The following is a 25087-nucleotide window of genomic DNA, read 5'->3' as shown; positions in this document are numbered from 1 at the left end:
TGATGTAGTTTTAATCACAACTAAATACCTGATAAATGAAAATATTATTAGTTTCAATTTTTGGAATATTACTTTTAAACGGATGTACCGCACAAGAAAAAAATAAAGAAAATATGAATAACAATAATGAAATGAATTCAAAAGCAGTATCTAATGAAAGCTCTTCTGCAGGAATGGAGTTAGCCACTTTTGCCGGTGGATGTTTTTGGTGTACAGAAGCAGTTTTTGAAGAAATGATTGGTGTACAAAAAGTAGTTTCCGGATATTCCGGTGGCAAAAATGAAAATCCTACATACGAACAAGTTAGTAGCGGAGCAACAAGCCATGCGGAATGTGTACAAATAACATTTGATCCCCAAAAAGCGGATTATAAAACATTAGTGGATGTATTTATGCGCACACATGATCCTACTACAAAAGATAGACAAGGAAATGATGAAGGCACACAATACCGTTCAATCATTTTTTATAATAATGATGCACAAAAGATAGTTGCTGAAGAGTATATTAAAGAGAAAAATGCAGATAACTATTTTGGTCGTCCTATAGTTACCGAAGTATTACCTGCAACCACATTTTTTATTGCTGAAAATTATCATCAGGATTATTATGCAAATAATAGGAATGCTCCATATTGTACTTATGTGGTTGCTAAAAAAGTAGAAAAATTTGAATCATTATTTCCTGAACTTACTAAAGAGGAATACAAGGACAAATAAAAATTCTCACAATAGAATTATAACATCGTTAAAAATTTAAGTGTATCCACTTTGTCTGCATACTCCCATAATTCAGGTTGCTGCGATTTACCATAAGAAATATTTCCAGGAATATTTGATACAATACATTGCAGATTTTCTGCTTGTGATTCAAAATAATTTTGTAATTGTACTGGGCTATTATAAAATTCGTAATTCAATGTTGCCAACGGCGAAAACAATTCTTCATTTTCCACCATCATAAAAAAATCGTTGGCAATATGTGGTGTTTTATTTAGCAATAACAATGTGCGGTTGTAATCGTAATTATTTTTATACTTATTATTATCAATAACAAATCTGTAATCTTCCCAAATACGAAAAAGCTTTTCCGGTTCAAAACCTTCAGGGAGAAAAACTTTACTCACATTGCGACAACCCAATCCAAAATAAGAAAATACATCTTTACCCAATTCAAATAATTCTTCATCATTATCATCTTCAGAAATCACAGCAACTGATGTTCTGTTTTTTCTGATAATATTTGGATACTTACTAAAATAATATTCAAAATATTTTCCTGCATTATTGCTGCCTGTTGTAATTACTGCATCAAAATTTTTCAATTGATCTGTAAACACCATCTTATGTTTAAACACATCTGAAATTTCATTTATAGTATTATACATCCAGGGAAAAAACAGCGCATCTTTTGAAGATTGTTTTATCAATGCAGTATTGCCACTGATTAAAACACTTAACACATCATGCATTCCTACAAATGGAATATTGCCTGCTAATATTAATCCTACTTGTTTATTTGCACTTTCATTTATGGTATAATTAGAAACCCATTCATTCATTTTAAAAGTTTGGAGGAAATTATTTGCAAATGCATCTAATGTTATTTCTTGATTTATTTTTGTGAACCAGCGATTGTGCATTTCTATTTCATGCATTAACTCCTGTAACTCATCATTTCTTTGCATAATTACATTTCCAAATTCAGCAAGTGTTGCAATTCTATCTTTCAGTGACATATATTTTTTAATTATCTTTATTGTGTTCTTGATAATATGAAAAGAACACTACATATTTGAACCGTAAAATTAAATACATAAAATTATGGCCATACATATTACAGAAGATTGCATCAATTGCGGAGCCTGTGAACCCGAGTGCCCGAACAATGCAATTTATGAGGGCGGAGTAGAATGGGCTTTTACCGATGGAACTACGGTGAAGGGAATGGTTAAAAGATTAGATGGTAGTGAAATAGATGCCGATCAAAAAATGCCTCCTATTGCTGAAGATATTTATTATATAGTTCCTGATAAATGCACCGAATGCATGGGATTTCATGAAGAGCCGCAATGTGCTGCTGTTTGTCCTGTGGACTGCTGCTTACCGGATCCGGAGCATGTGGAAACGGAAGAGGTGCTGCTTGCCAAAAAAGCAAAAATGCATTTATAAGATTTGACTTTTGTTTTTTTTTAATTAACGCTTTTGCCCCCGTGCGAAGGCGTTTTTTTTATACATGTTCACCGAGACATGTGGATGGGTATGTCTTCTGAATTTTTTCTTTGCATTATTTTTCCGGAAATATCCTTATATGCAAAAACTGAATGTAGCAGTAATGTGTGGTGGGTTTACTGCCGAACAAAATATATCCCTTTTAAGCGGTGAGCTTGTCTATAAAAATTTAGATCCTGATCGTTTCAATCCTTTTAAAGTTGTTGTTTCAAAAAATAAATGGATAGTCGAGCCATTTAATACTACAGTGAATTTGCAGGATTTTAGCTTTTTGATGGGAGCGGAGATAGTGAAATTTGATGCTGCATTTATTGCTATACATGGATCGCCGGGAGAAGATGGAAAATTGCAAGGATACTTTGATATGAAAAGAATACCTTACAATAACTCCGGCATGTTTGCATCTGCAATTACAGCCAATAAATTCTTTTGCAAAGAGGCAATCAGAGGAATATCCATTCCAATGGCGAAGGGTGTATTAGTGAGAAAAAGCGATGTGTTGAGCGAGAAAGTAAGAGAAATTCAAACCATGCAATTTCCGGTGTTTGTAAAACCCAACAACAATGGAAGCAGCTACGGAATAAGTAAAATAAAACTTCCGGAGGAAACCGAAAAAGCACTAATTCATGCTTTTACTTTTGATGATGAAGTATTGGTGGAAGAGGGTATGACTGGCACTGAAGTTACTTGTGCTGTGTTTAAACATAAAGATAAAATCACGAGTTTGCCTATTTGCGAAATCGTTAGTGGAAAACATGATTTTTTTGATTACACCGCCAAATACACTGATGGCGAAGCAGAGGAAATTGTTCCTGCCAGAATTCCTGCTGATGTTGCAGCAATGGTTACTTCTTCTTCCGAAAAAATATTTGCGCATTTAGGTTGCAAAGGAGTAATTCGTATTGATTATATACTAAAAGATGAAATTCCGCATTTCTTGGAAGTGAATACTGTTCCCGGAATGAGTGAAAGCAGTATCGTTCCCAAAATGTTGGCAGCGGCAGGAATTCCACTCCGGGAGTTTTTCACAAATCTCATTAACGAGAGTTTGTAAATTTGCACTTCTGATTATTGGCTTTGACGAAAAAGAAAAATAAAGAAAATTCCGGCCTGTTCCGATTTTTATTCAGCAAAATATTTTTGGTGAATGTATTTATAGCATTGATAGTAATTGCTTTGCTATTAACCGTAACACTCAGCCTTGTGAATGCATATAGCAGACATGGCGACAGTCGCACGGTGCCCGACATTACAGGAATGAATAAAGAAGAAGCAATGTCGCAATTGAAAAATGCAAGTCTGGAATTTGCAGTAATGGATTCCACTTTTAATCCGGATGAGAGACCTTCTACAGTTTTAAATCAAGATCCGATTCCAAATGCAAAAGTAAAATCAGGGCGCACTATTTATGTTGTGCTCAATATGTCGGAGGCAATGCCCGTTGCAATTCCAAATATTGAAATAGGAACAAGTTTTATAAGTGTAAGAGAAGTGTTGGCAAGCAGAGGACTAAAGGTGGGTGAAATTTCCTATAAACCTTTTCAGTATAAAGATGTATTTCTGGAAATGCGATTTGATGGTAAACGGATTAAAGCAGGAGATGAAATTCCTAAAGGATCGAAAGTGGATTTAGTGCTCGGTAATGGACTTGGAGAAACAAATATTGAAGTACCTGATCTTACAGGATTCACTTACATTGAAGCGGTGAATTTAATTCAATTAAAAAATTTAAATCTGGGTTCAGTGATTGGAAGCGGAATGATTACCGATACTTTAAATGCGTATATAATCAGACAATATCCAGCGTATGCGCCCGATTCTTATATCAATCTTGGTTCAATGATGGATTTGTGGATTAGTGATGAACCTCCTATAATGGATGAAAATCCCGATGATGAATTCTAACAGAAAAATTATGATCAAACAGATATTGGTAATTGTAGGATGCTTTATATTTTCTGCTGTTTCGTCTCAGGAAGAATTACATGCATTAAAATTCAATGCGCAATTATTTAATCAAAATAAAACAATAGGAAGTACAAGAGATATCGTTTTTACAAGAGACACAATTTGTCTTCCATTTTTTGATGATTTTTCAAACCTGCATTATTTTTTAGATGAAGCAGAATCTTCATGTGCTGATACAGTAATAAATCCGGCCCCAAGTTTTATTTATCCCAATGTATTAAACTGGTTAGATAGTTCTGCTTTTGTAAATCGCACTTATCCAATTTTACCTCCTTCGTATGGTGCAGTTACTCTTGATGGACTCGATAGAAACGGAGTGCCGCATAATATTGCAGTGGATTATGGTCCTGCGGATACATTAACTTCCAGATATATTTATTTAGGCGGCACATTAGAGGACTCGGTGTATTTAAGTTTTTATTTTCAACCGAAAGGTTATGGAGATGCGCCTGAGCCACAAGATTCTTTGGTGCTTCAATTTAGAAATGTAAGTGGTAATTGGGTGAACATTTGGCATGCAGTAAATAGTTTGGCAGATGCAAATCAGGCTTTTAAAATTGCAATGATTCCAATTGTGGGAAATGATTTTTTATATGATGGGTTTCAGTTTCGTTTTCGCAATAGAGCAAGTGTGAATGGAAATAATGATCATTGGAATATTGATTGGATTTATATTAATGATAACCGGAATAATGGTGATACATTATTTCGTGATGTTTCCTATACAGGTGATTTTGGAAAATATTTATCACGTTACCGACAAATGCCTTGGAATCAGTTTAAAGATTATCAATCAACTGAGGTATCAGAAAATATGCTGGTGCAGCTTATAAATAATTATAATGCAATTATAAATACAAGTCATCAATGGACAGCGTATGAAAAATATTCCGGTACGGAAATATTAGCACCTACTTTACCTATCTCTATCAACTTTGATCCATTCAGTACAACATTTGCAAACTATACCACTTTTGAAATTCCACCAACAGTACCGGGTTTTGATGAGGATAGTTTGAGTGTAACCTTTAAATTTATTCTGAATCCTGCAAGTGATGTAATCAACTGGAATGATACCATGTATTTCGACCAGCAATTTTATAATTATTTTGCCTATGATGATGGCACCGCAGAAAAGGCGTATGCATTAAATGGTATAGGAGCAAAGCTTGCAATTGAATTTTATGCAAATCAACCCGATACTTTAAAAGAAGTATATATCCATTGGGCGCATATAGACGGAGATAATTCTGATAAATTCTTTTCATTAATTATTTGGGATTATATTGATACTACTTTAAACAGCAGTGCAGAAAATATTATTTATCAAGCCGATTTTCTTACGCCCAAATATGCAGATAGTATTAATGGTTGGTATGTATATCAGTTAGTAAATTATCTGGGTGAACCAACTCCGGTTGTGGTGAATGAAAATTTTTATGTAGGTTGGTTACAAACACAAGCCGATTTTTTAAATGTAGGTTTCGATGTGAATACAATCTCTAACGACAATGCATATTTTTATGTAGGTGGAAACTGGGAACAATCCGTTTTACCGGGTGCAATTATGATTCGTCCACAAGTGGGAGGAGATTATTCGAAATATACCGGCATATCTCAATTAAGTGCAAAGGAAGAATTACAGATTGCACCTAATCCTGCGCACGATAATATTAGAATATTAAATAATCTTCCAGCAGGTGCAGAGGCAGAAATTTTTTCTATCACCGGGCAATTCATTTCTCGAAATCTATTACAAAATAATATATTGTCCATTACTGATTTGCAAACCGGAATGTATTTGCTCAAAGTAATTGATGTATCTAGTGGAACTACATGGATAACAAAATTTATTAAACAATAAACAAGAGAAAAATGTCAGCAGATATTACAGTAGAAGAATTGAAACAACGACTAGACAACAAGGAATCTATTTTTATAATTGATGTGCGTGAGCCACATGAGTTTGCTGAATTTTCAATATCTGAATTAAATATTCCGCTTGGTTTGTTGCCGCAAAAGTTTTGGGATTTTGATGAGCGTATGGAAGAAGAAATTGTTGTGCTATGCCGTTCCGGTAGTCGTAGTGCCTCTGCCAAAATGATTCTTACTCAAGCAGGATTTTCTAATGTGCGCAATCTAACCGGTGGCATTCTCGACTGGCAGGAAAAAAATAAATAATGAACAGTGAACCCGCAATTATTTTTTTTGATGGGGTATGTAATTTATGCAATGCATCAGTGCAATATGTATTGAAAAGAGATAAGAAAAATAATTTTCGCTTCGCCGCATTACAATCTGATTTCACCAAAAAATTCTTTCATCAAAAACAGTTTGTTCCTAAAACAGATTCCATAGTATTGTATTATAACAATACATTTTATACGGAATCAACTGCGGCATTATATATTGCAAAACAGTTGCGATTTCCTACTAATCTCTGGTATGTTTTTATTGTTATTCCGACACCTATTCGCAATGCAGTTTATAAATTAATTGCATCCGTTAGATATAAGTGGTTTGGCCGTCGAGATAGTTGTATGATGCCTTCTGCTGATACAGCAAACAAATTTTTGGATACATAATAATTGTATCAGTATGTAACTTCGCTTCAGATAAACAAGTATTGAGAAATTTCCTGATCATAGCCATTATCATTTCGTTATTAAGTCTGCTCACTTTTTGTACTCAGAATAATACCACTGATAATTTAGAAAGTCCTTATCTAAATCAAAATGATACAGTGCAATATGTGGGTATGGAAACATGTCGAACATGTCATGCAGATAAATTTGAAACATATATTCATACAGGAATGGGAATGTCGTTCGATATTGCTACACGTACTAAATCAGATGCTCGTTTTGGTGAACATGATGTGGTGTATGATTCCATTCGCAATTTTTATTACAAACCATTTTGGAAAAATGATTCATTGTATGTAAAGGAATATCGCTTATTAAAAAAAGATACAGTACATCTGCGCATTGAGCGAATAAATTATATTGTGGGTTCCGGTCAACATACGAATTCGCACATGTTGCTAATCAATGGATATTTATATCAGGCACCAATTACATTTTATACGCAAAAACAACAATGGGATTTAGCACCCGGAATGGAAGGTGGATTTAATTCCAGATTCTCCCGTATTATAGAAAGCGAATGTCTTGCTTGTCATAATGGATTGCCGCAACCTGTTGTAGGTTCAATAAATAAATATGTAAAAATTCCACAGGGAATTGATTGCGAAAGATGTCATGGTCCGGGTAGTTTACATGTGGCAACCATTAGTAAAGTAATCTTAGTGGATACTGCAAATGGAATAGATTATACAATAGTAAATCCCGGAAATTTATCTGTTGACTTACAAAATAATTTATGCTTCCGTTGTCATTTGCAAGGTGTGGATGTATTGAATGATGGCGCAAGTTTTTTTGATTTTAAACCGGGCGATCATATTCGGGATCACTGGAATATTTTTCTGCCGCAATATGATGGTAAGAATGATTTATTTTTAATGGCATCACAAGCAGATAGAATGTTGCAGAGTAAATGTTTTATAGAAACACAACAGCTATCATGCATCACTTGTCATAACCCGCATCTCACTGTAAAAGAAACACCGGTTGCGCAATTCAATGCGCCTTGTCAAAGTTGTCATAATAATGGAAATGATTGTACAGAAACTATTGCAGCAAGAAATTTAAAACAAGATAATTGTTCAGGTTGTCATATTCCGAAATCAGGTAGTATTGATATTCCGCATGTTTCAATTTCAGATCATAAAATTCAAATTCCGGGTAAGGATGCAATGAAAGAAGATGGGCAATTTGTACGCTTAATTGCACTTACAGACTCTAATGCTTCACCTGTAACAATGGCTAAAGGATATCTGAAATATTTTGAAGCATTTACCCATCAACCTATCATGTTGGATTCCGCATGGATGTGGTTACAAAAAGTGAAAATAAAAGATGAACCGTATTATAAAGCAAGTATTCATTATCATTATTTAAATGGAAATTTTAAACAGATAATTGCAGATGCATCTAAATTGAACGCCATGAAAATTCCGGATGCATGGACATATTATAGAATCGGTGAAAGTTATTTTACCATGAAGGACTTTCCGAATGCAATTGTTTATTTTAAAAAAGCAGTAGAGGTATTACCTTATAATCTCGATTTTAATTTAAAATTGGGTTCAGCATATTTTAGAGTAAATAACTTTTCTGATGCACAAAAAGTATTTGCATTTATTATCAATGAAAATCCGAAATATGAAAAAGCATGGATGAATTTGGGAGCAGTGTATTTGCAAAACGGAAAGTATCAGGAAGCGGAATTTGCATTGATAAATGCCATTCAATTAGATCCTGATTATTTGCAGGCAAGGCTTACACTTGTTGACTTGTATATTAAAACACGACAAAAGCAAAAAGCAAAGGATGAATTGAAATATCTGCTGGCGTTCTATCCCGAGGACATCTATGTAAAGCAAATGCAGCAAAGTGTAAATAGTCTTTAATGATTAAATAGTATTTTTAGCCAATGCCTGTCATACCTGAAAAATATAGGGATAGAATAGAAGCATGGAGACAGAAAGCAAAATTTTTTCTTCAGAGCTCCAGTTTACCGGGATTTTATAAAGTTTCTATTTGGGATGTTGGCGAGTTTTTTTTTCAAGAAATTCGCAGAGACAGAATAGCAGTAAGAGCAGGTGCAATTTCATTCAACTTTCTGCTAGCATTATTTCCTTCAATCATATTTTTATTTACGCTGATACCATATATACCCGTACAAGATCTGGATAGATATTTACTAAATACTTTACATGAAGTGTTGCCCGAAAGTGGTTTTCAGTTTCTGGAATCCACCATCACAGATATCGTCAGCATAAAAAGAGGCGGGTTATTATCTTTTGGATTTTTGTTGGCATTTTTCTTTGCTACTAATGGAGTAAATGGATTGTTGCTCGCATTTAATAAAGAGCATCCTATGTATAGAAGAAGAGGAATGTTGCGTGGCAGACTTGCTGCATTTAGATTAACATTTTATTTATTTTTCTTATTTATAGTTTCAATCTTACTGATTATTGCGGGAGATAAAGTGGTGTTTTGGTTTGCAGATAAAATCGGATTCCTTAGTGTGTTCTCAATAATTTTGCTGAGTGTAATTAAATGGATTGTAATTCTGCTGCTTTTCTTCACCGGTATATCCTTAATATATTATTATGGACCTACCAAAAGATACCGATACAAATTCCTTACACCGGGTGGCACCTTCGCTTCTATATTTTCAGTACTTACTTCATTAGGCTTTGGTTCCTTTGTAAATAATTTTGGATTATATAATGAAGTGTACGGCTCCATTGGTACTTTGATTGTGCTTATGATCTGGATGAATCTCAACTCATTTGTTTTAATTCTGGGATTTGAAATCAACAACAGTATTATTATGAATAAAGAAATAGGAAAATCATTTATTGATAGGAAGTAATAACAACGCATATTTTTATTTCACTTCTTTAGTATTAGTACATCTAACTACTTATAAAAAGTATTTTCAATTACACATTTGAATTAGTGTTTCTGCTGTTTTATCTTTACCCCGGAGAGATGGCAGAGCGGTCGAATGCGGCGGTCTTGAAAACCGTTGACCTGCAAGGGTCCGGGGGTTCGAATCCCTCTCTCTCCGCCTTATTAAAAAATAATCATCTTCTTGAAATTACAGAAGGTGATTTTTTTTTACCTGCTTCAGAAGATTAAAAAACAAGTTAACAATGGTTTTTTAATAAAATGATTCTTGCAATCATGGCTACTTATTTTTAATAGTCAATAAAAGTTATATCAGGATTTTTGCATCTTTAAATAATAATTATTCAATATGCGCAGATATATACTTTTTGTTTTTATGCTTTCTTGTTTACAAACTTTTGCTCAGAAAAAAAATACAAGTGCATCGGTTTTAGAATATGATACATCAATTTTAGCTCAATTACAATTTCGGGAAATTGGTCCCTGGCGTGGAGGAAGAAGTGCCGCTGTTGTTGGTGACTTAGAAAATAAACAATTGTTTTATTTCGGCGCCACCGGTGGTGGTGTTTGGAAATCTGCAGATGGCGGTAGCAATTGGAAAAATATTTCAGACGGCTATTTCGGTGGCTCTATTGGTTCAATAGCAATTAGTAAAAGTGATCCTACAATTATATATGTTGGTGGTGGTGAAAATTCTATAAGAGGAAATGTTTCTTCTGGAGATGGCATGTGGCGGACAGAAAATGCAGGTCGTACTTGGCAACATGTTGGACTTGAAAATACAAAGCATATTTTCCGCACAGTGGTACACCCGAAAGATCCGAATACAGTTTACTGCGCAGCTCAGGGAAATATATTTTCTCATTCCGTTGATCGTGGAATTTATAAAACAGAAAATGGTGGGAAATCATGGGAGAAAATTTTATATCTCAATGATTCAGTTGGTGCTTGCGAATTAATTATAGACCCTACCAATCCCGATATTTTACTCGCCACTTTTTGGAATGTAAAACGAACTCCTTATAGTTTAGAAAGTGGTGGTGTTGGAAGTGGTATTTGGAAATCTACAGATGCCGGAAACACATGGAAAGATATAACTCAAAACACAGGCCTGCCAAAAGAAACTCTGGGGATTATTGGTATAAATATTAGTCCTGCAAATCCCGATAAATACATTGCAATTATTGAAGCGAAAAAAGAAGGTGGAGTATATGTAAGTAATGATGCAGGTAACACATGGAACAAAACAAATAGTGATAATAATCTGAGACAAAGAGCATGGTATTACAGTAAAATATTTGCAGATCCGAAATCAGAAAATACGATGTATGTATTGAATGTTGAATTCTGGAAATCTATTGATGGAGGAAAAACATTTACTTCAATCAGAACTCCACATGTTGATCATCATGATTTATGGATTGATCCAAATGATCCCGAAAGGATGATAATAGGAGATGATGGAGGTGCGCAAGTGACGTATGATGGAGGAAAAAACTGGAGCACTTATTACAATCAACCTACAGCGCAGATATACAGAGTGAGCACCGATAATCATATTCCATATCGCATACTCGGTGCACAACAAGATAATACAAGTGTGCGAATTTTTCATCGCAGTTTGGATGGCCAAATTGATCGCAATGATTGGGAACCAACAGCGGGTTTTGAAAGTGGAACTATAGTATCCGATCCTAAAAATCCGGATATCGTATATGGTGGAAATTACAGTGGCTTTATCGGATGTGTGAATCATGAAACAGGCGACAGAAGAAATATTACTGTGTGGCCCGATGAACCAATTGGTCAAGGAGCAGATATTCAGAAATACAGATTCCAATGGAATTTTCCATTATTCTTTTCACCGCATGATTCTTCGAAATTATATGCTGCAGGAAATGTGTTGTTTTATACAATTGATAAAGGAACCACATGGAATATCATATCACCTGATTTAACCACTAATGATAAAAGCAAACAAATTCCTTCCGGTGGAATGATTACAAAAGATAATACAGGAGTGGAAGTGTATTGCACCATTTTCGCTGCGGCAGAATCTCCATTAGAGAAGGATGTAATTTATACAGGATCGGATGATGGTTTATTACACTTAACAAAAAATGGTGGAGTGGATTGGGAAAATATTACACCACCTGATTTACCGGAATGGACTATGATTAATTGTATTGAAGTGGATCCCATTACAAAAGGTAAAATGTATTTTGCAGCTACAAAATATAAAGTGGGTGATGATGCACCATACTTATATGTTACTGAAGATTATGGCAAGAGTTGGAAAAAAATTGTGAAAGGAATTGATGCAACAGATTTTACAAGAGTAATTCGTGCAGATATCAATCGCAGTGGACTTTTATATTGCGGCACTGAACATGGTTTATATATTTCTTATAATGATGGAGTGCAATGGAATAAGTTTCAAAATAATTTACCTCTTGTTCCCATTACAGATATCACCATAAAGAATAATGATCTTATAATAGCCACACAAGGAAGAGGGTTTTGGATATTGGATGATCTTTCGATAATGCAAAAAATGGATAAAAATATTGCAACAAATAACCTATTAGTTTATCCAATAAGAGATACTTATTTGCAAGAAGGATATCAAATTGAAAAGCCGCAAAACGCCGGTAAAAATCCTGCATCGGGAGTTGCTATAAATTACTATATCAATATTGAACCAGATACTTCAAATCAAGTTTCAATCACAATAAAAGACAAGTTGGATTCGGTTATTCAAACGTATAGCAGCAATGCTTCTGAAAAGGATAAAAAATTAATTGCGCATAAAGGCATAAATCAATTTGCATGGAATATGCAATATCCGGACGCAATAAAAATTGAAGGTATGTTCTTATGGAATGATTCACCAAGTGGACCGAAAGCAGCACCTGGAAATTATACTGCACAAATTGTTTTTGGGAAGGATACAATTAATAATGCATTCACAATTGTAAAAGATCCGAATTCAACAGCAACTGCTGAAGATTATGTTTTGCAATTTGAATTTCAACAGCGTGTTATTGAAAAATTTAATGAGGTACAAAATGCAATTATATCACTGCGGGCATCTCGTACACAAATTAATAATTTTATGAAACAAATAGATAAAGAGGATGCAGATAGTATTAAGCCACTTGCGGATACAATTATAAATAGACTTACACGAATTGAAGAAACATTAAATGAAACACGTAATAAAAGTGCGCAGGATATGTTGAATTATGGTATTAAATTGAATGATAAACTTGCCGGATTATATTATGCAGCAGCACAGGGAAATTATAGACCTACCAATCAGGTGTTAAATGTATTTGATACTTTATCCTCTTTAATTGATGCAGAGCTTAATGCCTTAAAAGAGGTGCAAACTACTGATATCCCTTTGCTCAATGAAAAGATACATGCACTTAAGCTACCCGTAATACAGGAAAAGTAAAAATAGATTATAAAAAAAGTGAAGTATTGTTTGGAAATTCTTTATGAGGTATCTAATTTAGTTTTCCCTTTTGAAAATTAAAGTTCTTCTTAACCGTGGCGGGGGTAGCAACAGCGCAGAGTTTTTCTCTGCGTTTGTAGCTGCCTTTTTTTTTAAATGTTAATTTGTGGATTCCACAACGACAATAGCGCATAGTTTTGCAAAAAACTATGCGCTATGCTTCTTCAAAAAATTCTTCTCTTCTTAATAATTATCAGTTCAAGTTTAATCTCTGTTTCGCAGGTAGTGAATATTGAAAGTTATCGCAAAAAAACAGATACCGTTGGTTGGGCGGGAAGTGCGGAAGCTACTTTGTTTATCAATAAGAATAATGATTTTGTATTAGCATTAAATACTAATATAGAATTGCAATATAAAACCAAAAAAACATTATGGTTAATGCTTACTGATTTAGCAACTGTGCGTGCAAATAATGATCAACGATTTGTGAATGGTGGCTTTCAACATTTTCGGTTTAATTATAAAATCACGGATCGTTTTGTTCTGGAAGCATTTATTCAAGGTCAGTTTAGCGAACCTCTGGGAATTAATTGGAGATATCTTGCCGGAGCTGGTCCCCGATTAAAAGTATTTGGCGGTGATGAGTTTCGTTTATATGTGGCAGCGGCTTATATGTCGGAGTGGGAAGAGACAACAGAAGTGATGAAGGGAACGCAGTATAATAGAATGAGTAGTTATATTTCTTTTACTTATACTCCTAATGACAATGTATTTATTGCAAGCACTACTTATTACCAACCCAGATTAGATGTTTGGAATGATTACAGGGTTTCAGAAAATTTAAATATCAGAACAGATATCACCGATAAAATTTATTTTATTTTCGATTATACATTGTTGTATGATACCCGGCCACCGATTGGAATTACAACAACTGCATATATTCTTAAATCAGGATTTGGATTAGAATTTTAGACTTGCATTATTTCCTTCAACTCTTTTAATTTCATGAGTGCTTCAATAGGAGAGAGCGCATTAATGTCGAGATTATCCAGAATTTCTTTCACCTTTAATAACTCGGGATTGTCCATGCCGAATATGCTTAATTGATACGTTTGCTTTTGCACTTTGCGCAATTTATTTTGCAATTCACTACCTAAGTTTTTTTGTTCTAATTCTTTCAGCACTTCATTAGCTCCATCCACAATTTCTTTCGGCATACCCGCCATCCTTGCCACATGAATTCCAAAGCTGTGTTTTATACTTCCGGGTTGTAAGGTGCGTAGAAAAATTACTTTATTGCCCGCTTCTTTTGTAGCAACATGGAAGTTGTGAATTCTTTCATATCTGTTTTCCAATTCACTTAATTCATGATAGTGTGTAGCAAATAATGTTTTGGGATGTGCGGTAATATTATTGTGCAAATATTCGCATAGACTCCATGCAATACTAATTCCATCAAACGTACTTGTGCCACGTCCTATTTCATCTAACAGAATTAAACTGTTGGCAGAAATATTATTCATGATACTCGCTGTTTCAGTCATCTCCACCATAAATGTAGATTCACCGGAAGAGATGTTATCACTCGCACCCACACGGGTAAATATTTTATCAACGATACCAATTTGCGCTTCTGTTGCCGGTACAAAACTTCCCATCTGCGCCATCATTACTATTAATGCGGTTTGCCGTAGCAACGCACTTTTTCCGGCCATATTCGGACCGGTAATTATCATTATTTGCTGATCATCATTATTCAGATAAATATCGTTGGGAACATATTTTTCACCGATAGGCAAATGCTTTTCAATTACCGGATGTCGCCCTTCTTTAATACGCAATGCATTGCCTGTATTTAATTCAGGTCGGCGATATGAAGATTGCATTGCAATAGTTGCAAAACTTAACAAGCAATCTAATTGAGCAATTATTTGCGCATTCAATTGAATAGGTTTTACATATTCATTTAATGTATGCACTAATGTTTCAAAAATCGTTTGTTCCAGCGCAATTATTTTCTCTTCTGCGCCTAAAATTTTTTCTTCATACACTTTTAATTCAGGGGTAATATAGCGTTCTGCATTTGTCAAGGTTTGTTTGCGAATCCAATCTTCAGGTGCTGCATCTTTAAATCTATTTGTTACTTCCAGATAATAACCAAACACATTATTAAAACCGATTTTTAAATTGGTGATTCCGGTGCGTTCAATTTCTTTTTGTTGTAATTGTACCAAATAATCTTTACCACTGCTGCCGATTGCACGCAACTCATCTAATTCAGCATTTACACCTTTGCGAATGATGTTGCCTTTATTAATTTGATTGGGTGCATCTTCAATTATTTCATCATCAATTTGTTTTCGGATAATATCACAGGTATTTATTCTGTCACCCGATTTTCGCAAATGAATATTTTCGTTTTGCAATAATGTTTTGCGCAATGGTTCTAATGCATGTATAGCTCTATTGAGTTGAATTACTTCCCGTGGTGTGATTTTTTGTAAGGATACCTTACTGATTAATCTTTCTAAATCACCCACTATTTTTAAAGAGTTACTTACTTGTTTTGACAGCTCCGCATCTTTAATAAAACTCTCCACAGTATCATGTCGGGCTTCAATACTCTGTTTATCTTTTAACGGCATTATTATCCATCGTTTCAACAAACGGGTTCCCATTGGGGTAATGGTTTTATCCAACACAGAATACAGCGGAATACCATCTTCCATTGGTGAATGCAATAACTCCAAATTGCGAATTGTAAATCTGTCGAGCCAAACATATTGTTCTTCTGCAAGTCTGGAGATAGAAGTAATATGTCCTAAATTATTATGTTCTGTTTCACCCAAATAATGCAATGTGGAACCGGCACCAATAATTGCAAGATGTAATTCTTCAATACCAAATCCTTTGAGTGTAGAAGTATTAAAATGGTGTAATAGTTTTTCTTTTGCAAAATCTGTTGTAAAAATCCAATCATCTAAAGTGTATAGATAAAATTTATTTCCAAATAACTCTTTAAATATTTTTTGATTGGATTTTGATAAAATAATTTCTGCAGGTTGTAAACTGTGTAATAATTTTTCACAGTAATCCGGATTGCCTTGTGCTACAAAAAATTCCCCGGTGCTGATATCCAGAAAACTCATACCAATCAATCTTTTATCTTTTACATTTTCAATATGAAAAGAAGCCAGATAATTATTGCTTTTTGTATCCAGCATTTTTTCACTGGTAGCAACTCCCGGAGTAATTAATTCTGTAACACCTCGCTTCACAATTGTTTTTGTCAGCTTAGGATCTTCTAATTGTTCACAGATAGCAACTCGATATCCTGCCTTTACCAATTTTGGTAAATACGCATCCAATGCATGATAAGGAAATCCGGCAAGTTCTACATGACTGGCAGAACCATTGGCCCGACGAGTAAGTACAATCCCCAAGACTTTGGAAGTGGTTACGGCATCCTGAGAAAAAGTTTCGTAAAAATCACCGACTCTGAACAGCAGGATTGCATCGGGATATTTTGCTTTTACTTTATTGTATTGCCCCATCAACGGGGTTTCTTTTCCTGCTTTCATTATTCACAAAGATAATCTTGATTCACTCAATGCACTGAATGCAATTTTCAGTAAAGCGAAAAAGTGAAAAGTGATTTGATAGTTTGCTTTTTAAAATTAATACACTCGCATTATTCAGCACAATAAAGAATAATTTACCAGCAATTTATTATTCTCTCGCCAACGTATCCAGCCTTCATCCAATTTATTTAAATTACCATCATATAAAATTACCTGCATCCAATCGCCTTTAATTTGCACCGGTTGAAGTATAGAATATGCGTGATACATCAATTGGCTACCATGCGAAAAAGGAACAACACGCAAAGGATTTTGAATTGTATCCATTATCTCAACCGAATACACATTCAACATAAATTCTGGCCATAACATAATGTTACAAACCTCTCTTGAAACCCAGGCAGTTTGTTCAAGTGAAGCATTCACTTCTATTTCAATAAAATTTTTTGTGATGGAGATTATTTTAAAAAGCAATAAACCATAATCCATTTTCATATGTGCCGGCATAAGGTAGGGAGGGGCGGATATGATTTCAGATTCATTATATGGTATATTATTAAAAACAATACTATCATAAGGTTGTAAATCAAGGTAAGATTCTGATTTAATATTGTAAGTATAAAAATAAATAGTGGGATGAGTTGTATAATCGAATGAAACCATGCCTAAGCCGTAAGTGGTGCTATTTTCCGGTTCGTCATTCATCAAAAAATGAAATGTGTTATTAGTATTCATTTCATCATGTGTGCAAGCTTTAGAATAATCTGAATTACTTAACAAGGTTTGCAATGTTATCAGAATGGATATGGCTATCATGCTTTGCAATATTTAATTTTTGATTTATAAATATATGAATTTTAGATTTGGCAGGGACAGTCAGTTAAAACTGACTGAAATGGATTTTATGTGATGGGCAAAATCTGGAATCCATATCCGTTTACTTCAGTAAACGGAAAAAGGGGAAACATCAAAACGAATATTAATTGAATTGCAATGACAGTCAGTTAAAACTAACTGAAATGGATTTTATGTGCTGGATATTTTCCCGCTCATCCATTTCCGTTTACTTCAGTAAACGGAAGAAGGGTTAAACGGATAAAGGATAAACGGAAACGGAAAAACAAAAAACATTAAAAAAAATATTATGGAGTAATATGTTGCCAACCATACTTTTTTACAAATGCATCCAGTTCCGTTTTAAATGCAGTTTTGCTATGATGTTCTTCTTGTTTATAAATATATTCTCTTGTGCGTTGTAAATGACTTTCACTTACACTTACCGCCCAATAATCATCTTGCCACATAAAGTTTTCTTCAATCAAATTTATTCCATTAATCCAGTGTGAAGATTCGCCTTTTATGAGTTGTGTTATATCACTAATGGATTTGTTCTTGTTTAATGATATAAGACAGTGAGCATGTTCACTGTAACCATTTACACAGTCCAGCCAAATATTTTGTTTGTTGGCGTTTGACTTGATATGCTGAAATACTTTTTTTCGCAATTCTTTAGTATGTAGAAATTGCTCTCTTTTTTTAGTGGTGAAAACAAGATGCACCCAGATTCTTACCCAACTCATAATTTGATTATTTAATGGCTTAAGCCGGTGATTGAATCAATTTCTTTCAGTCAGCTAAAACAGATTCTAATAGTAGTTTGAGGGATTAAAAAAATTTAGTATTCAAATATAATTATCTCTTTTTAATTTTTGTAGGACTGTCAGTTAAAACTGACTGAAATGGATTTTATGTGATGGGCAAAATCTGGAATCCATTTCCGTTTACTTCAGTAAACGGAAAAAGGGGAAACATCAAAACGAATATTAATTGAATTGCAATGACAGTCAGTTAAAACTGACTGAAATGGATTTTATGTGATGGGCAAAATCTGGAATCCATTTCCGTTTACTTCAGTAAACGGAAAAAGGGGAAACATCAAAACGAATATTAATTGAATTGCAATGACAGTCAGTTAAAACTGACTGAAATGGATTTTATGTGATGGGCAAAATCTGTAATCCATTTCCGTGTACTTCAGTAAACGGAAAAAGGGGAAACATCAAAACGAATATTAATTGAATTGCAATGACAGTCAGTTAAAACTTACTGAAATGGATTTTATGTGCTGGATATTTTCCCGCTCATCCATTTCCGTTTACTTCAGTAAACGGAAGAAGGGAAACGGGGGATTTTGAAATGTTCATTTATTCCTAATTTGCCCTTAAAATTTAATAGCACTATTTTTATAAAAACAATTTTCATTATGGCAATTACTTTCATTCTCTTTTTTATACAACAATTTGCAATTTCAAATGTGGAATGCACTTGCAGCTACCCTATCTTTTATGCAGACTTGAGTCGCACAATAGAAGCGCCATGTACCTTGCCTACCATACTAAATTTCGATGAACCGGGTTATTCAAATACTTTGACAATATTAGATTGTAAAGGAGCGGGTACTTATGTCTCTACTGATTTAGGTACAGGCAAACAAATACAAAATTTGGAATTTGATAATGTGGCAGAGATAACTACAGATTCTATTTTTACTTATAATGAGGATACGTATGCAGAGGATCTTCGAGTTGAAAAATATTATAGAATTGTTGTTAGCAAAACAAAATAAACTTAAGAGGCTTCACTTAACTCTTCATCAATTGGAGATTCTTCTTTTTCTGATTCTTCTGTTTTAGAATGCAACAGTGATGGTGATTTCGTGGATATCATCATCCCAACCATAAGTATTAATGCAGTAAGGATTATTACTTGAATTATCAGTGATGTGTTTACCATTGGTATATTGTGTTCAGGAAGAATTGTTAGAAATAATAGTATAGTGATTAATCCTCTTGGAGCGATAAATACCAAAGGTTTCAATGGTAGTTTAAATATACGTAATTGAATTGCCCGAATAAGAAAAATTGCGATTACTATTCCACCTGACCATTTAAGTGTTTCAGTATTTATTATCTCTTTTGTATCCATCAAATAACCGAACAATAAAAAGAATACAGCTCTCACTAAAAATGTTGCTTCTGTAGTTAATTCTTTAAACTTTACTACTTCCTTACTTAGTGAATCCGAATTTAATCGTTGTATCCAACTGAAGCGTTTTAACTCGTCAAGATTACCGATAAATAAACCAAAGAATAAGATTAATAATAATGCAGGTAAATGCATTTCCTTCGCAATTACATAAATTAAAATGAGCAATAAGATTATGGGTGCAAATTTTATTTGGTGTTGAATTCTTTTTAATAGTATAGCAAGAGTTATTGTTGCTAAAATGGATATGAAAATGATAATAAGCAACTGTAATCCAAACTCGCCAAAGGAATGTAAATCTATAATGTCATTTAATACAATGAAATTAAAAAATAATACCCCTAAAATATCCGACATGCTGCTTTCATAAATCACAAATTCTTTTTCTGATTTCGGTAAATTCCTTGCTGTCGGTATGGCAATTGAGCTGCTGATTACGCTTAATGGAATTGCATTGGCAAGACACATTTGCAATGAAGCTCCTGTGAAATATTGCAATACAAAAGCAAGTGCAAAGGATAAAATAAATAGTGGAAATAATGCCATTAAAATTGACTTGCGTATTAGCACCTTTTTATCAGCACCTAATTCCAGGTCCAATGCGCCCTCCAGAACTATTAGAATAAGTCCCACAGTTCCTAATATGGATAATACATCCTGCATATCTGGTAACATTACTCCGATGAAGTCAGTGAACTGACGCACTACCCAACCTAATAATAATAATAGTATAACTGCAGGGATACGAGTTTTTGATGCAGTGAGATCAAATACATAAGCCAACAAAAGCAGGCAGCATAACGTAATCAGGATACTACTGGACATAGGCTGTTTAAAAACATATTATTTAAAAAGATTTTTCAATTATTAAAACTCAATGCAAGGATTGCAATTGCAAGTATAACTGAAAAAATTATGTACTATTTTCTTTTATTCACACAAACCCTTTATTCACAAAAATGTTTTCAGTTTAATAGCTTTTAATTTATAAGTAACTTTACAAAATGAAAATTTTTTTGCTCAATTCTGCAATACTCATTGCAATTATTGCCAATGGTCAAATTACCTTTAATGTAGTTAGTTATCCGGTTGAAAGTCCACCTGATTTAGAAATTTATATTGCCGGAAATTTTACTGGTTGGGATCCTGGCAGTGAAGATTATAAATTAACGGATAATTTGGATGGCACTTTTTCTATCACCGTAAATCCAGCAATTGGTGAACTTCAATTTAAGTTTACAAGAGGCTCTTGGGAGACAGTTGAAGGAAATGAATTTGGTGGTTATTTGCCTGATCGCACTTATGATTATACCGGTGGTCCGGTAATTTTAGATATTGATATTATTACTTGGGAAGATGTAAGTCCGGGATTTAGCACCGCAGCAGAAAATGTGTATATTCTGGATGATTCTTTTTATATGCCACAGTTGGATCGCTCTCGCAAAATATGGATTTATTTACCTCCGGATTATGATACAAGTGCAGATGATTTTAAAGTGTTATACATGCAAGACGGACAAAATGTATTTGATGTAACCACAAGTTTTGCAGGTGAATGGGAAGTGGATGAAACATTAAATGCATTATTTGATGCCGGTGATGAAGGTTGTATTGTCGTTGCAATTGATAATGGTGGAGGCGAAAGATTAAATGAATATTCTCCCTGGGAAATTCCGGATTATGATGTGGATGGAATAGGAGAATACTACATTGATTTTATTGTGGAAACTTTAAAGCCTTTTGTGGATGCAAATTATCGTACAAAACCGGAAAGAGAATTTACCGGAATAATGGGAAGTAGTATGGGGGCATTAATAAGTATGTATGGTGGTGTGGAACACAGAGAAACGTTTAGCAGAATTGGTGCATTTTCTCCTTCATATTGGATATCGGATAGTTGTTATATTCAAGTGGAAGAAACACCGCATGATGCACCTATGAAAATTTATAGTATAGCCGGAACACTGGAAGGAACTTCAATGACTGATGGCGTTGCAGAAATGGATGCTACACTTCTTGATGCAGGCTATTCTGCTGATGAATTTATAACTACAATTCATCCCGATGGTATGCATAGCGAATGGTATTGGGCAAGAGAATTTGGAGATGCGTATTTATGGTTGTGGGGAGATGCTACTTTTACAGAACAATATTTTCCGATTACTATACAAGTGTATCCAAATCCTGCACCGGAAATGCTTTTTATAAAAACACCATTTACTGAAAAAATAAAATCAATTAAAGTATTTGATTTTTATGGTCAATTAGTTATGCAATTTTCAGAAAATATGCAGTCAATTAATGTTGTGTCATTACCATCAGGAAATTATTTGTTGCAAATAAATATTGGTGATGAAGTTTATACAACGCATTTTATGCATTAGTGCTTTTTGAAACCTTTGTAAGACTATAAATATCTTTTCTTCTGTCTTTCAAATTACGCACTCCACCAAACTGATTTAATTCAAGTAATAAATCTAAATCCACATCCGCTAATAAAATCATTTCCGTATTAGTTGTAGCTTCTGCTTTTATACCACTTGCAGGGAAAGCAAAATCACATGGTGTAAATACCATTGACTGCGCATATTGAATATCCATATTATGCACCTTCGGTAAATTACCAACACTACCTGCAATGGCAACATAGCATTCGTTTTCAATCGCTCTTGCCTGCGCACAATGTCGTACTCTTGAATAACCGTTTTGAGTATCGGTAAGGAAAGGAACAAACAAGATTTGCATTCCTTCATCTGCAAGTAATCTACTTAATTCAGGAAACTCGGAATCATAACAAATTAAAATTCCAATCTTACCACAATCGGTATCAAATGCTTTTAATTTACTACCTCCTTGCGTTCCCCATACTTTTGCTTCATCTGGTGTTACATGTAATTTTTCATAGCGTTCGGTAATGCCATCACGTTTGCATAAGTAACCTACATTATACAATAAACCATCTACCACTTCCGGCATACTGCCTGCTATAATATTTATGTTATAAGCAATTGCCAATTCCGAAAATTTTTCTGTAATCACAGGTGTGTAATTTGCCATTTCACGAATCGCTTCCGGTTCAGAAAGATGATTGTATTCCGCAAGGAGAGGCGCATTAAAAAATTCAGGGAATAAGGCAAAATCACTTCTATAACCCGATACCGCATCTACAAAAAATTCTACCTGTTGCATTAAATCATTTAGATTTTTATACGGCCGCATCTGCCATTGAATTAAACCCAACCTTACAATACTTTTTTTTGTAGTTGCCTTTTTAGCAGGTTTTTCATAATAGATATTATCCCATTCCAACAATACTGCATATTCATTAGAGGCAATATCTCCATGTAAATAGTTTTTTAAAATTTTAGCAGGATGAAATTCATTGGATATTTGAAAATTTAATACAGGGTCATAAATTTCTTTTCGCCTTACCTTTTCAATATATTCTTTCGGTGTCATTTCCTCTGCATATTTATGATAGTTGGGAATTCTTCCACCAAAGGCAATACCTTTTAAATTCATTCGCTCACACAATTCTTTTCGGTAATCATACAATCGTCTTCCTAATCGCAAACCACGAAATTTCGGTTTTATAAAAACATCAATACCATACAACATATCACCCTCCGGTTTATGTGTGTTAAAAGTGAAGTTGCCTGTGATTTCACTATAGGAATGTGCATGATCAAATTCCTCGTAGTCAACAATAATTGTTAATGCACAACCTGCAAATTCATTATTCACTTTTATAGCTACCTGACCTTTCGGAAATTTTTTAATTAATGTTTCTATCTGCGATTCTTTCCAAATTGCATTCGGCATACTTGGATATGCTTCTTCCATTGCTTTGCGCAAATCTTCATAATCTTTATCTTCTAAATAAGTAAGTTCAATTTTCCCGACGTCTTTCATATTTTATTATTGTTTTTTATATACAAACCTAAACATGTGTGCCAGTAAATAATAATGACACATTAGTATTGTATATCTGTTTTTAATTGCCGAAGCTGAGATTTGCAGCCTTCATAGTTGCCACAGTTTCTGATTGTTTGTAGGCTGAACCGTTTGTATGAAAGTTACAAAAAAATAATTAATTCTGATACCTGTTTTCATTCCTAAAACATTAAAACATGAATTATTGATTAATGTTTTTGAAGATGTTTTGTAATTTTTGTTATTGCAACAATTAATAAATAGTACGCAGGAACTGCTAAGGGTAATATCATCAAAACCATAAAAGTATATCCATGAAAACGAGACGCTCCTGTGCCGATTGCGTTATCAATTAATCCAAATGAGTACATATAAAAAATCATTGCGATGATAGGAATAAATACACTGCCAATACTGATGAACCATGCAATACTTTTTGTTGGATGTTTTTTACGATATCTGAAAATAAGTGTCAAATGCAGAATAAATAACAACACAGAAAATATGATTGCTAATCCGAATGGTTCAATCTTGATTAACAACATTGCGAAACTTGAAATCTCCGGAGTATAATCTATTACAAGTGTTTCTTCAGGAATTGTTTTAAACTTCCATGATTTCATATTGCCATTTGTATTGGTTTGTGATGTCCCCAGATTTGTTGAATATGCAATTGTACTATTTTCAACTTGAATATCTATATCCATTCCACCAAAAGATTTCCAATATTTTGCAGGAGATAATGCATATCTAAAGCTGTAATTTTTTACCCACTCACTGCTGTTCACCCAAGCCTCTGCCGTGTATTGAACTCTGATAGTATGAGTGCCTGCCGATAAATCTGCAACAAAGTATTTTAAATCTGATGACTCTATTTGATCTTTATTCTCCTTGCCCCAAAAAATAGTTAATGGTGTATCTTCCTCAGCATTATTTTTAAATATATAATTATACCCTATCAATAAAGAATCATTCGATTGTTGATCTATTATTTGTTGCCAGGTAACCGGTGTATCATCCAACCAAATTTGAAAATCACCCACATAATCCATTGCATAAAATACAAGTGGAATTTGATTGCCTTGCACACTGCTTTGTATGGTATAAGTAATTGTATATTTTGCTTCTGAAAAATCATTATTAACTGCTATTAAAATATGTTCATGAATAATATCGAGGTCATTGCTGCTGTATGCGGATGCACTTTGTGTACCTCTCTGCCATGGACTAGCCATGTTTGCATTTGCATAATGGAAAGTAGATATTAAAAAAAGAAATAAATAAATTTTATGCATTATTTTATATTAATAGTTTCAATTGAATTTA

General features: G+C 33.9%; 20 protein-coding genes and 1 tRNA gene. 14 read left to right on the top strand and 7 right to left on the bottom strand.

Annotated features, from left to right (window positions below):
• Nucleotides 1-35: 35 nt before the first annotated feature.
• Nucleotides 36-719 carry a peptide-methionine (S)-S-oxide reductase MsrA gene (gene msrA, locus IPN31_11470; protein ID MBK8682502.1) on the top strand — a complete coding sequence of 228 codons (684 nt, stop codon included), beginning with the start codon at nt 36-38 and terminating at the stop codon, nt 717-719.
• A gap of 17 nt (nt 720-736) precedes the next feature.
• Here msrA and IPN31_11465 read toward each other — a convergent pair whose 3' ends face one another.
• Nucleotides 737-1738 carry an acyl-CoA reductase gene (locus tag IPN31_11465; GenBank protein ID MBK8682501.1) on the bottom strand — a complete coding sequence of 334 codons (1002 nt, stop codon included), beginning with the start codon at nt 1736-1738 and terminating at the stop codon, nt 737-739.
• An 85-nt stretch (nt 1739-1823) separates the two neighbouring features.
• On the opposite strand from IPN31_11465, the gene IPN31_11460 reads away from it, so the two are divergent.
• The 11 genes from IPN31_11460 (at nt 1824) to IPN31_11410 (ending at nt 14174) form a co-directional block, all read left to right on the top strand.
• Entirely contained in the window at nt 1824-2171 is a 348-nt protein-coding gene (locus IPN31_11460) for a 4Fe-4S dicluster domain-containing protein (GenBank protein ID MBK8682500.1), read from the top strand.
• A 139-nt stretch (nt 2172-2310) separates the two neighbouring features.
• On the top strand, nt 2311-3285 hold the full coding sequence (locus IPN31_11455) for a D-alanine--D-alanine ligase (protein MBK8682499.1): 975 nt from the start codon (nt 2311-2313) through the stop codon (nt 3283-3285).
• An 89-nt stretch (nt 3286-3374) separates the two neighbouring features.
• The gene (locus IPN31_11450) at nt 3375-4136 is read left to right on the top strand and encodes a PASTA domain-containing protein (GenBank protein MBK8682498.1); all 762 of its coding nucleotides are present in this window, start codon (nt 3375-3377) and stop codon (nt 4134-4136) included.
• Nucleotides 4137-4146: 10 nt separating this feature from the next.
• Nucleotides 4147-6063 carry a T9SS type A sorting domain-containing protein gene (locus IPN31_11445; protein MBK8682497.1) on the top strand — a complete coding sequence of 639 codons (1917 nt, stop codon included), beginning with the start codon at nt 4147-4149 and terminating at the stop codon, nt 6061-6063.
• Between the two features lie 11 nt (nt 6064-6074).
• Nucleotides 6075-6380, top strand: coding sequence for a rhodanese-like domain-containing protein (locus IPN31_11440; protein MBK8682496.1), 306 nt, complete (start codon nt 6075-6077; stop codon nt 6378-6380).
• Nucleotides 6380-6784 (top strand): DUF393 domain-containing protein, encoded by a 405-nt coding sequence (locus IPN31_11435; protein MBK8682495.1) that lies wholly within the window; start codon nt 6380-6382, stop codon nt 6782-6784. Before IPN31_11440 ends, IPN31_11435 begins: the two co-directional genes overlap by 1 nt.
• Before the next feature lie 41 nt (nt 6785-6825).
• Nucleotides 6826-8730, top strand: coding sequence for a tetratricopeptide repeat protein (locus tag IPN31_11430; GenBank protein ID MBK8682494.1), 1905 nt, complete (start codon nt 6826-6828; stop codon nt 8728-8730).
• A gap of 23 nt (nt 8731-8753) precedes the next feature.
• Complete coding sequence (locus tag IPN31_11425; GenBank protein MBK8682493.1) at nt 8754-9701, top strand: YihY/virulence factor BrkB family protein; 948 nt, start codon at nt 8754-8756, stop codon at nt 9699-9701.
• Between the two features lie 113 nt (nt 9702-9814).
• Nucleotides 9815-9899: transfer RNA gene (locus IPN31_11420), tRNA-Ser, on the top strand.
• Between the two features lie 189 nt (nt 9900-10088).
• Complete coding sequence (locus IPN31_11415; protein ID MBK8682492.1) at nt 10089-13199, top strand: glycosyl hydrolase; 3111 nt, start codon at nt 10089-10091, stop codon at nt 13197-13199.
• 216 nt (nt 13200-13415) lie between these two features.
• On the top strand, nt 13416-14174 hold the full coding sequence (locus IPN31_11410) for a DUF481 domain-containing protein (protein MBK8682491.1): 759 nt from the start codon (nt 13416-13418) through the stop codon (nt 14172-14174).
• Here IPN31_11410 and mutS read toward each other — a convergent pair.
• The 3 genes from mutS to IPN31_11395 all read right to left on the bottom strand — a co-directional run bounded on the left by mutS (nt 14171) and on the right by IPN31_11395 (nt 18363).
• Complete coding sequence (mutS, locus tag IPN31_11405; protein MBK8682490.1) at nt 14171-16783, bottom strand: DNA mismatch repair protein MutS; 2613 nt, start codon at nt 16781-16783, stop codon at nt 14171-14173. The two genes, IPN31_11410 and mutS, sit on opposite strands and share 4 nt — an antisense overlap.
• Nucleotides 16784-16897: 114 nt before the next feature.
• Nucleotides 16898-17599: a hypothetical protein gene (locus tag IPN31_11400; protein ID MBK8682489.1), complete on the bottom strand. Its 702-nt coding sequence runs from the start codon at nt 17597-17599 to the stop codon at nt 16898-16900.
• Nucleotides 17600-17925: 326 nt separating this feature from the next.
• Entirely contained in the window at nt 17926-18363 is a 438-nt protein-coding gene (locus IPN31_11395; protein MBK8682488.1) for a transposase, read from the bottom strand.
• A gap of 683 nt (nt 18364-19046) precedes the next feature.
• Here IPN31_11395 and IPN31_11390 point away from each other — a divergent pair.
• Nucleotides 19047-19409 carry a hypothetical protein gene (locus IPN31_11390; protein ID MBK8682487.1) on the top strand — a complete coding sequence of 121 codons (363 nt, stop codon included), beginning with the start codon at nt 19047-19049 and terminating at the stop codon, nt 19407-19409.
• A gap of 2 nt (nt 19410-19411) precedes the next feature.
• Here IPN31_11390 and IPN31_11385 read toward each other — a convergent pair whose 3' ends face one another.
• Complete coding sequence (locus IPN31_11385) at nt 19412-20653, bottom strand: sodium:proton antiporter (GenBank protein ID MBK8682486.1); 1242 nt, start codon at nt 20651-20653, stop codon at nt 19412-19414.
• 179 nt (nt 20654-20832) lie between these two features.
• Between IPN31_11385 and IPN31_11380 the strand changes: the two genes are divergently transcribed.
• The gene (locus IPN31_11380; GenBank protein ID MBK8682485.1) at nt 20833-22212 is read left to right on the top strand and encodes a T9SS type A sorting domain-containing protein; all 1380 of its coding nucleotides are present in this window, start codon (nt 20833-20835) and stop codon (nt 22210-22212) included.
• Here the strand turns inward: IPN31_11380 and IPN31_11375 are convergent.
• On the bottom strand, nt 22202-23740 hold the full coding sequence (locus IPN31_11375) for a GNAT family N-acetyltransferase (GenBank protein ID MBK8682484.1): 1539 nt from the start codon (nt 23738-23740) through the stop codon (nt 22202-22204). The two genes, IPN31_11380 and IPN31_11375, sit on opposite strands and share 11 nt — an antisense overlap.
• Nucleotides 23741-23970: 230 nt before the next feature.
• A complete protein-coding gene (locus tag IPN31_11370) occupies nt 23971-25056 on the bottom strand; it encodes a hypothetical protein (GenBank protein MBK8682483.1) in 1086 nt (361 codons plus the stop codon).
• Nucleotides 25057-25087 lie beyond the last annotated feature (31 nt).

The organism is Bacteroidota bacterium (genome assembly GCA_016715425.1).
Lineage (GTDB): Bacteria > Bacteroidota > Bacteroidia > Chitinophagales > BACL12 > JADKAC01.
This window is presented reverse-complemented; position numbering and strand designations above follow the sequence as displayed.

What these genes read in the sequence shown, in the direction of transcription:
- IPN31_11440 (MBK8682496.1), top strand. Translation starts at nt 6,075, where the DNA reads ATGTCAGCAGATATTACAGTAGAAGAATTGAAACAACGACTAGACAAC.
- IPN31_11425 (MBK8682493.1), top strand. Translation starts at nt 8,754, where the DNA reads ATGCCTGTCATACCTGAAAAATATAGGGATAGAATAGAAGCATGGAGA.
- IPN31_11445 (MBK8682497.1), top strand. Translation starts at nt 4,147, where the DNA reads ATGATCAAACAGATATTGGTAATTGTAGGATGCTTTATATTTTCTGCT.
- mutS (MBK8682490.1), bottom strand. Translation starts at nt 16,783, where the DNA reads ATGAAAGCAGGAAAAGAAACCCCGTTGATGGGGCAATACAATAAAGTA.
- IPN31_11460 (MBK8682500.1), top strand. Translation starts at nt 1,824, where the DNA reads ATGGCCATACATATTACAGAAGATTGCATCAATTGCGGAGCCTGTGAA.
- IPN31_11455 (MBK8682499.1), top strand. Translation starts at nt 2,311, where the DNA reads ATGCAAAAACTGAATGTAGCAGTAATGTGTGGTGGGTTTACTGCCGAA.
- IPN31_11410 (MBK8682491.1), top strand. Translation starts at nt 13,416, where the DNA reads ATGCTTCTTCAAAAAATTCTTCTCTTCTTAATAATTATCAGTTCAAGT.
- IPN31_11390 (MBK8682487.1), top strand. Translation starts at nt 19,047, where the DNA reads ATGGCAATTACTTTCATTCTCTTTTTTATACAACAATTTGCAATTTCA.
- IPN31_11395 (MBK8682488.1), bottom strand. Translation starts at nt 18,363, where the DNA reads ATGAGTTGGGTAAGAATCTGGGTGCATCTTGTTTTCACCACTAAAAAA.
- IPN31_11400 (MBK8682489.1), bottom strand. Translation starts at nt 17,599, where the DNA reads ATGATAGCCATATCCATTCTGATAACATTGCAAACCTTGTTAAGTAAT.
- IPN31_11435 (MBK8682495.1), top strand. Translation starts at nt 6,380, where the DNA reads ATGAACAGTGAACCCGCAATTATTTTTTTTGATGGGGTATGTAATTTA.
- IPN31_11375 (MBK8682484.1), bottom strand. Translation starts at nt 23,740, where the DNA reads ATGAAAGACGTCGGGAAAATTGAACTTACTTATTTAGAAGATAAAGAT.
- msrA (MBK8682502.1), top strand. Translation starts at nt 36, where the DNA reads ATGAAAATATTATTAGTTTCAATTTTTGGAATATTACTTTTAAACGGA.
- IPN31_11380 (MBK8682485.1), top strand. Translation starts at nt 20,833, where the DNA reads ATGAAAATTTTTTTGCTCAATTCTGCAATACTCATTGCAATTATTGCC.
- IPN31_11465 (MBK8682501.1), bottom strand. Translation starts at nt 1,738, where the DNA reads ATGTCACTGAAAGATAGAATTGCAACACTTGCTGAATTTGGAAATGTA.
- IPN31_11385 (MBK8682486.1), bottom strand. Translation starts at nt 20,653, where the DNA reads ATGTCCAGTAGTATCCTGATTACGTTATGCTGCCTGCTTTTGTTGGCT.
- IPN31_11370 (MBK8682483.1), bottom strand. Translation starts at nt 25,056, where the DNA reads ATGCATAAAATTTATTTATTTCTTTTTTTAATATCTACTTTCCATTAT.
- IPN31_11415 (MBK8682492.1), top strand. Translation starts at nt 10,089, where the DNA reads ATGCGCAGATATATACTTTTTGTTTTTATGCTTTCTTGTTTACAAACT.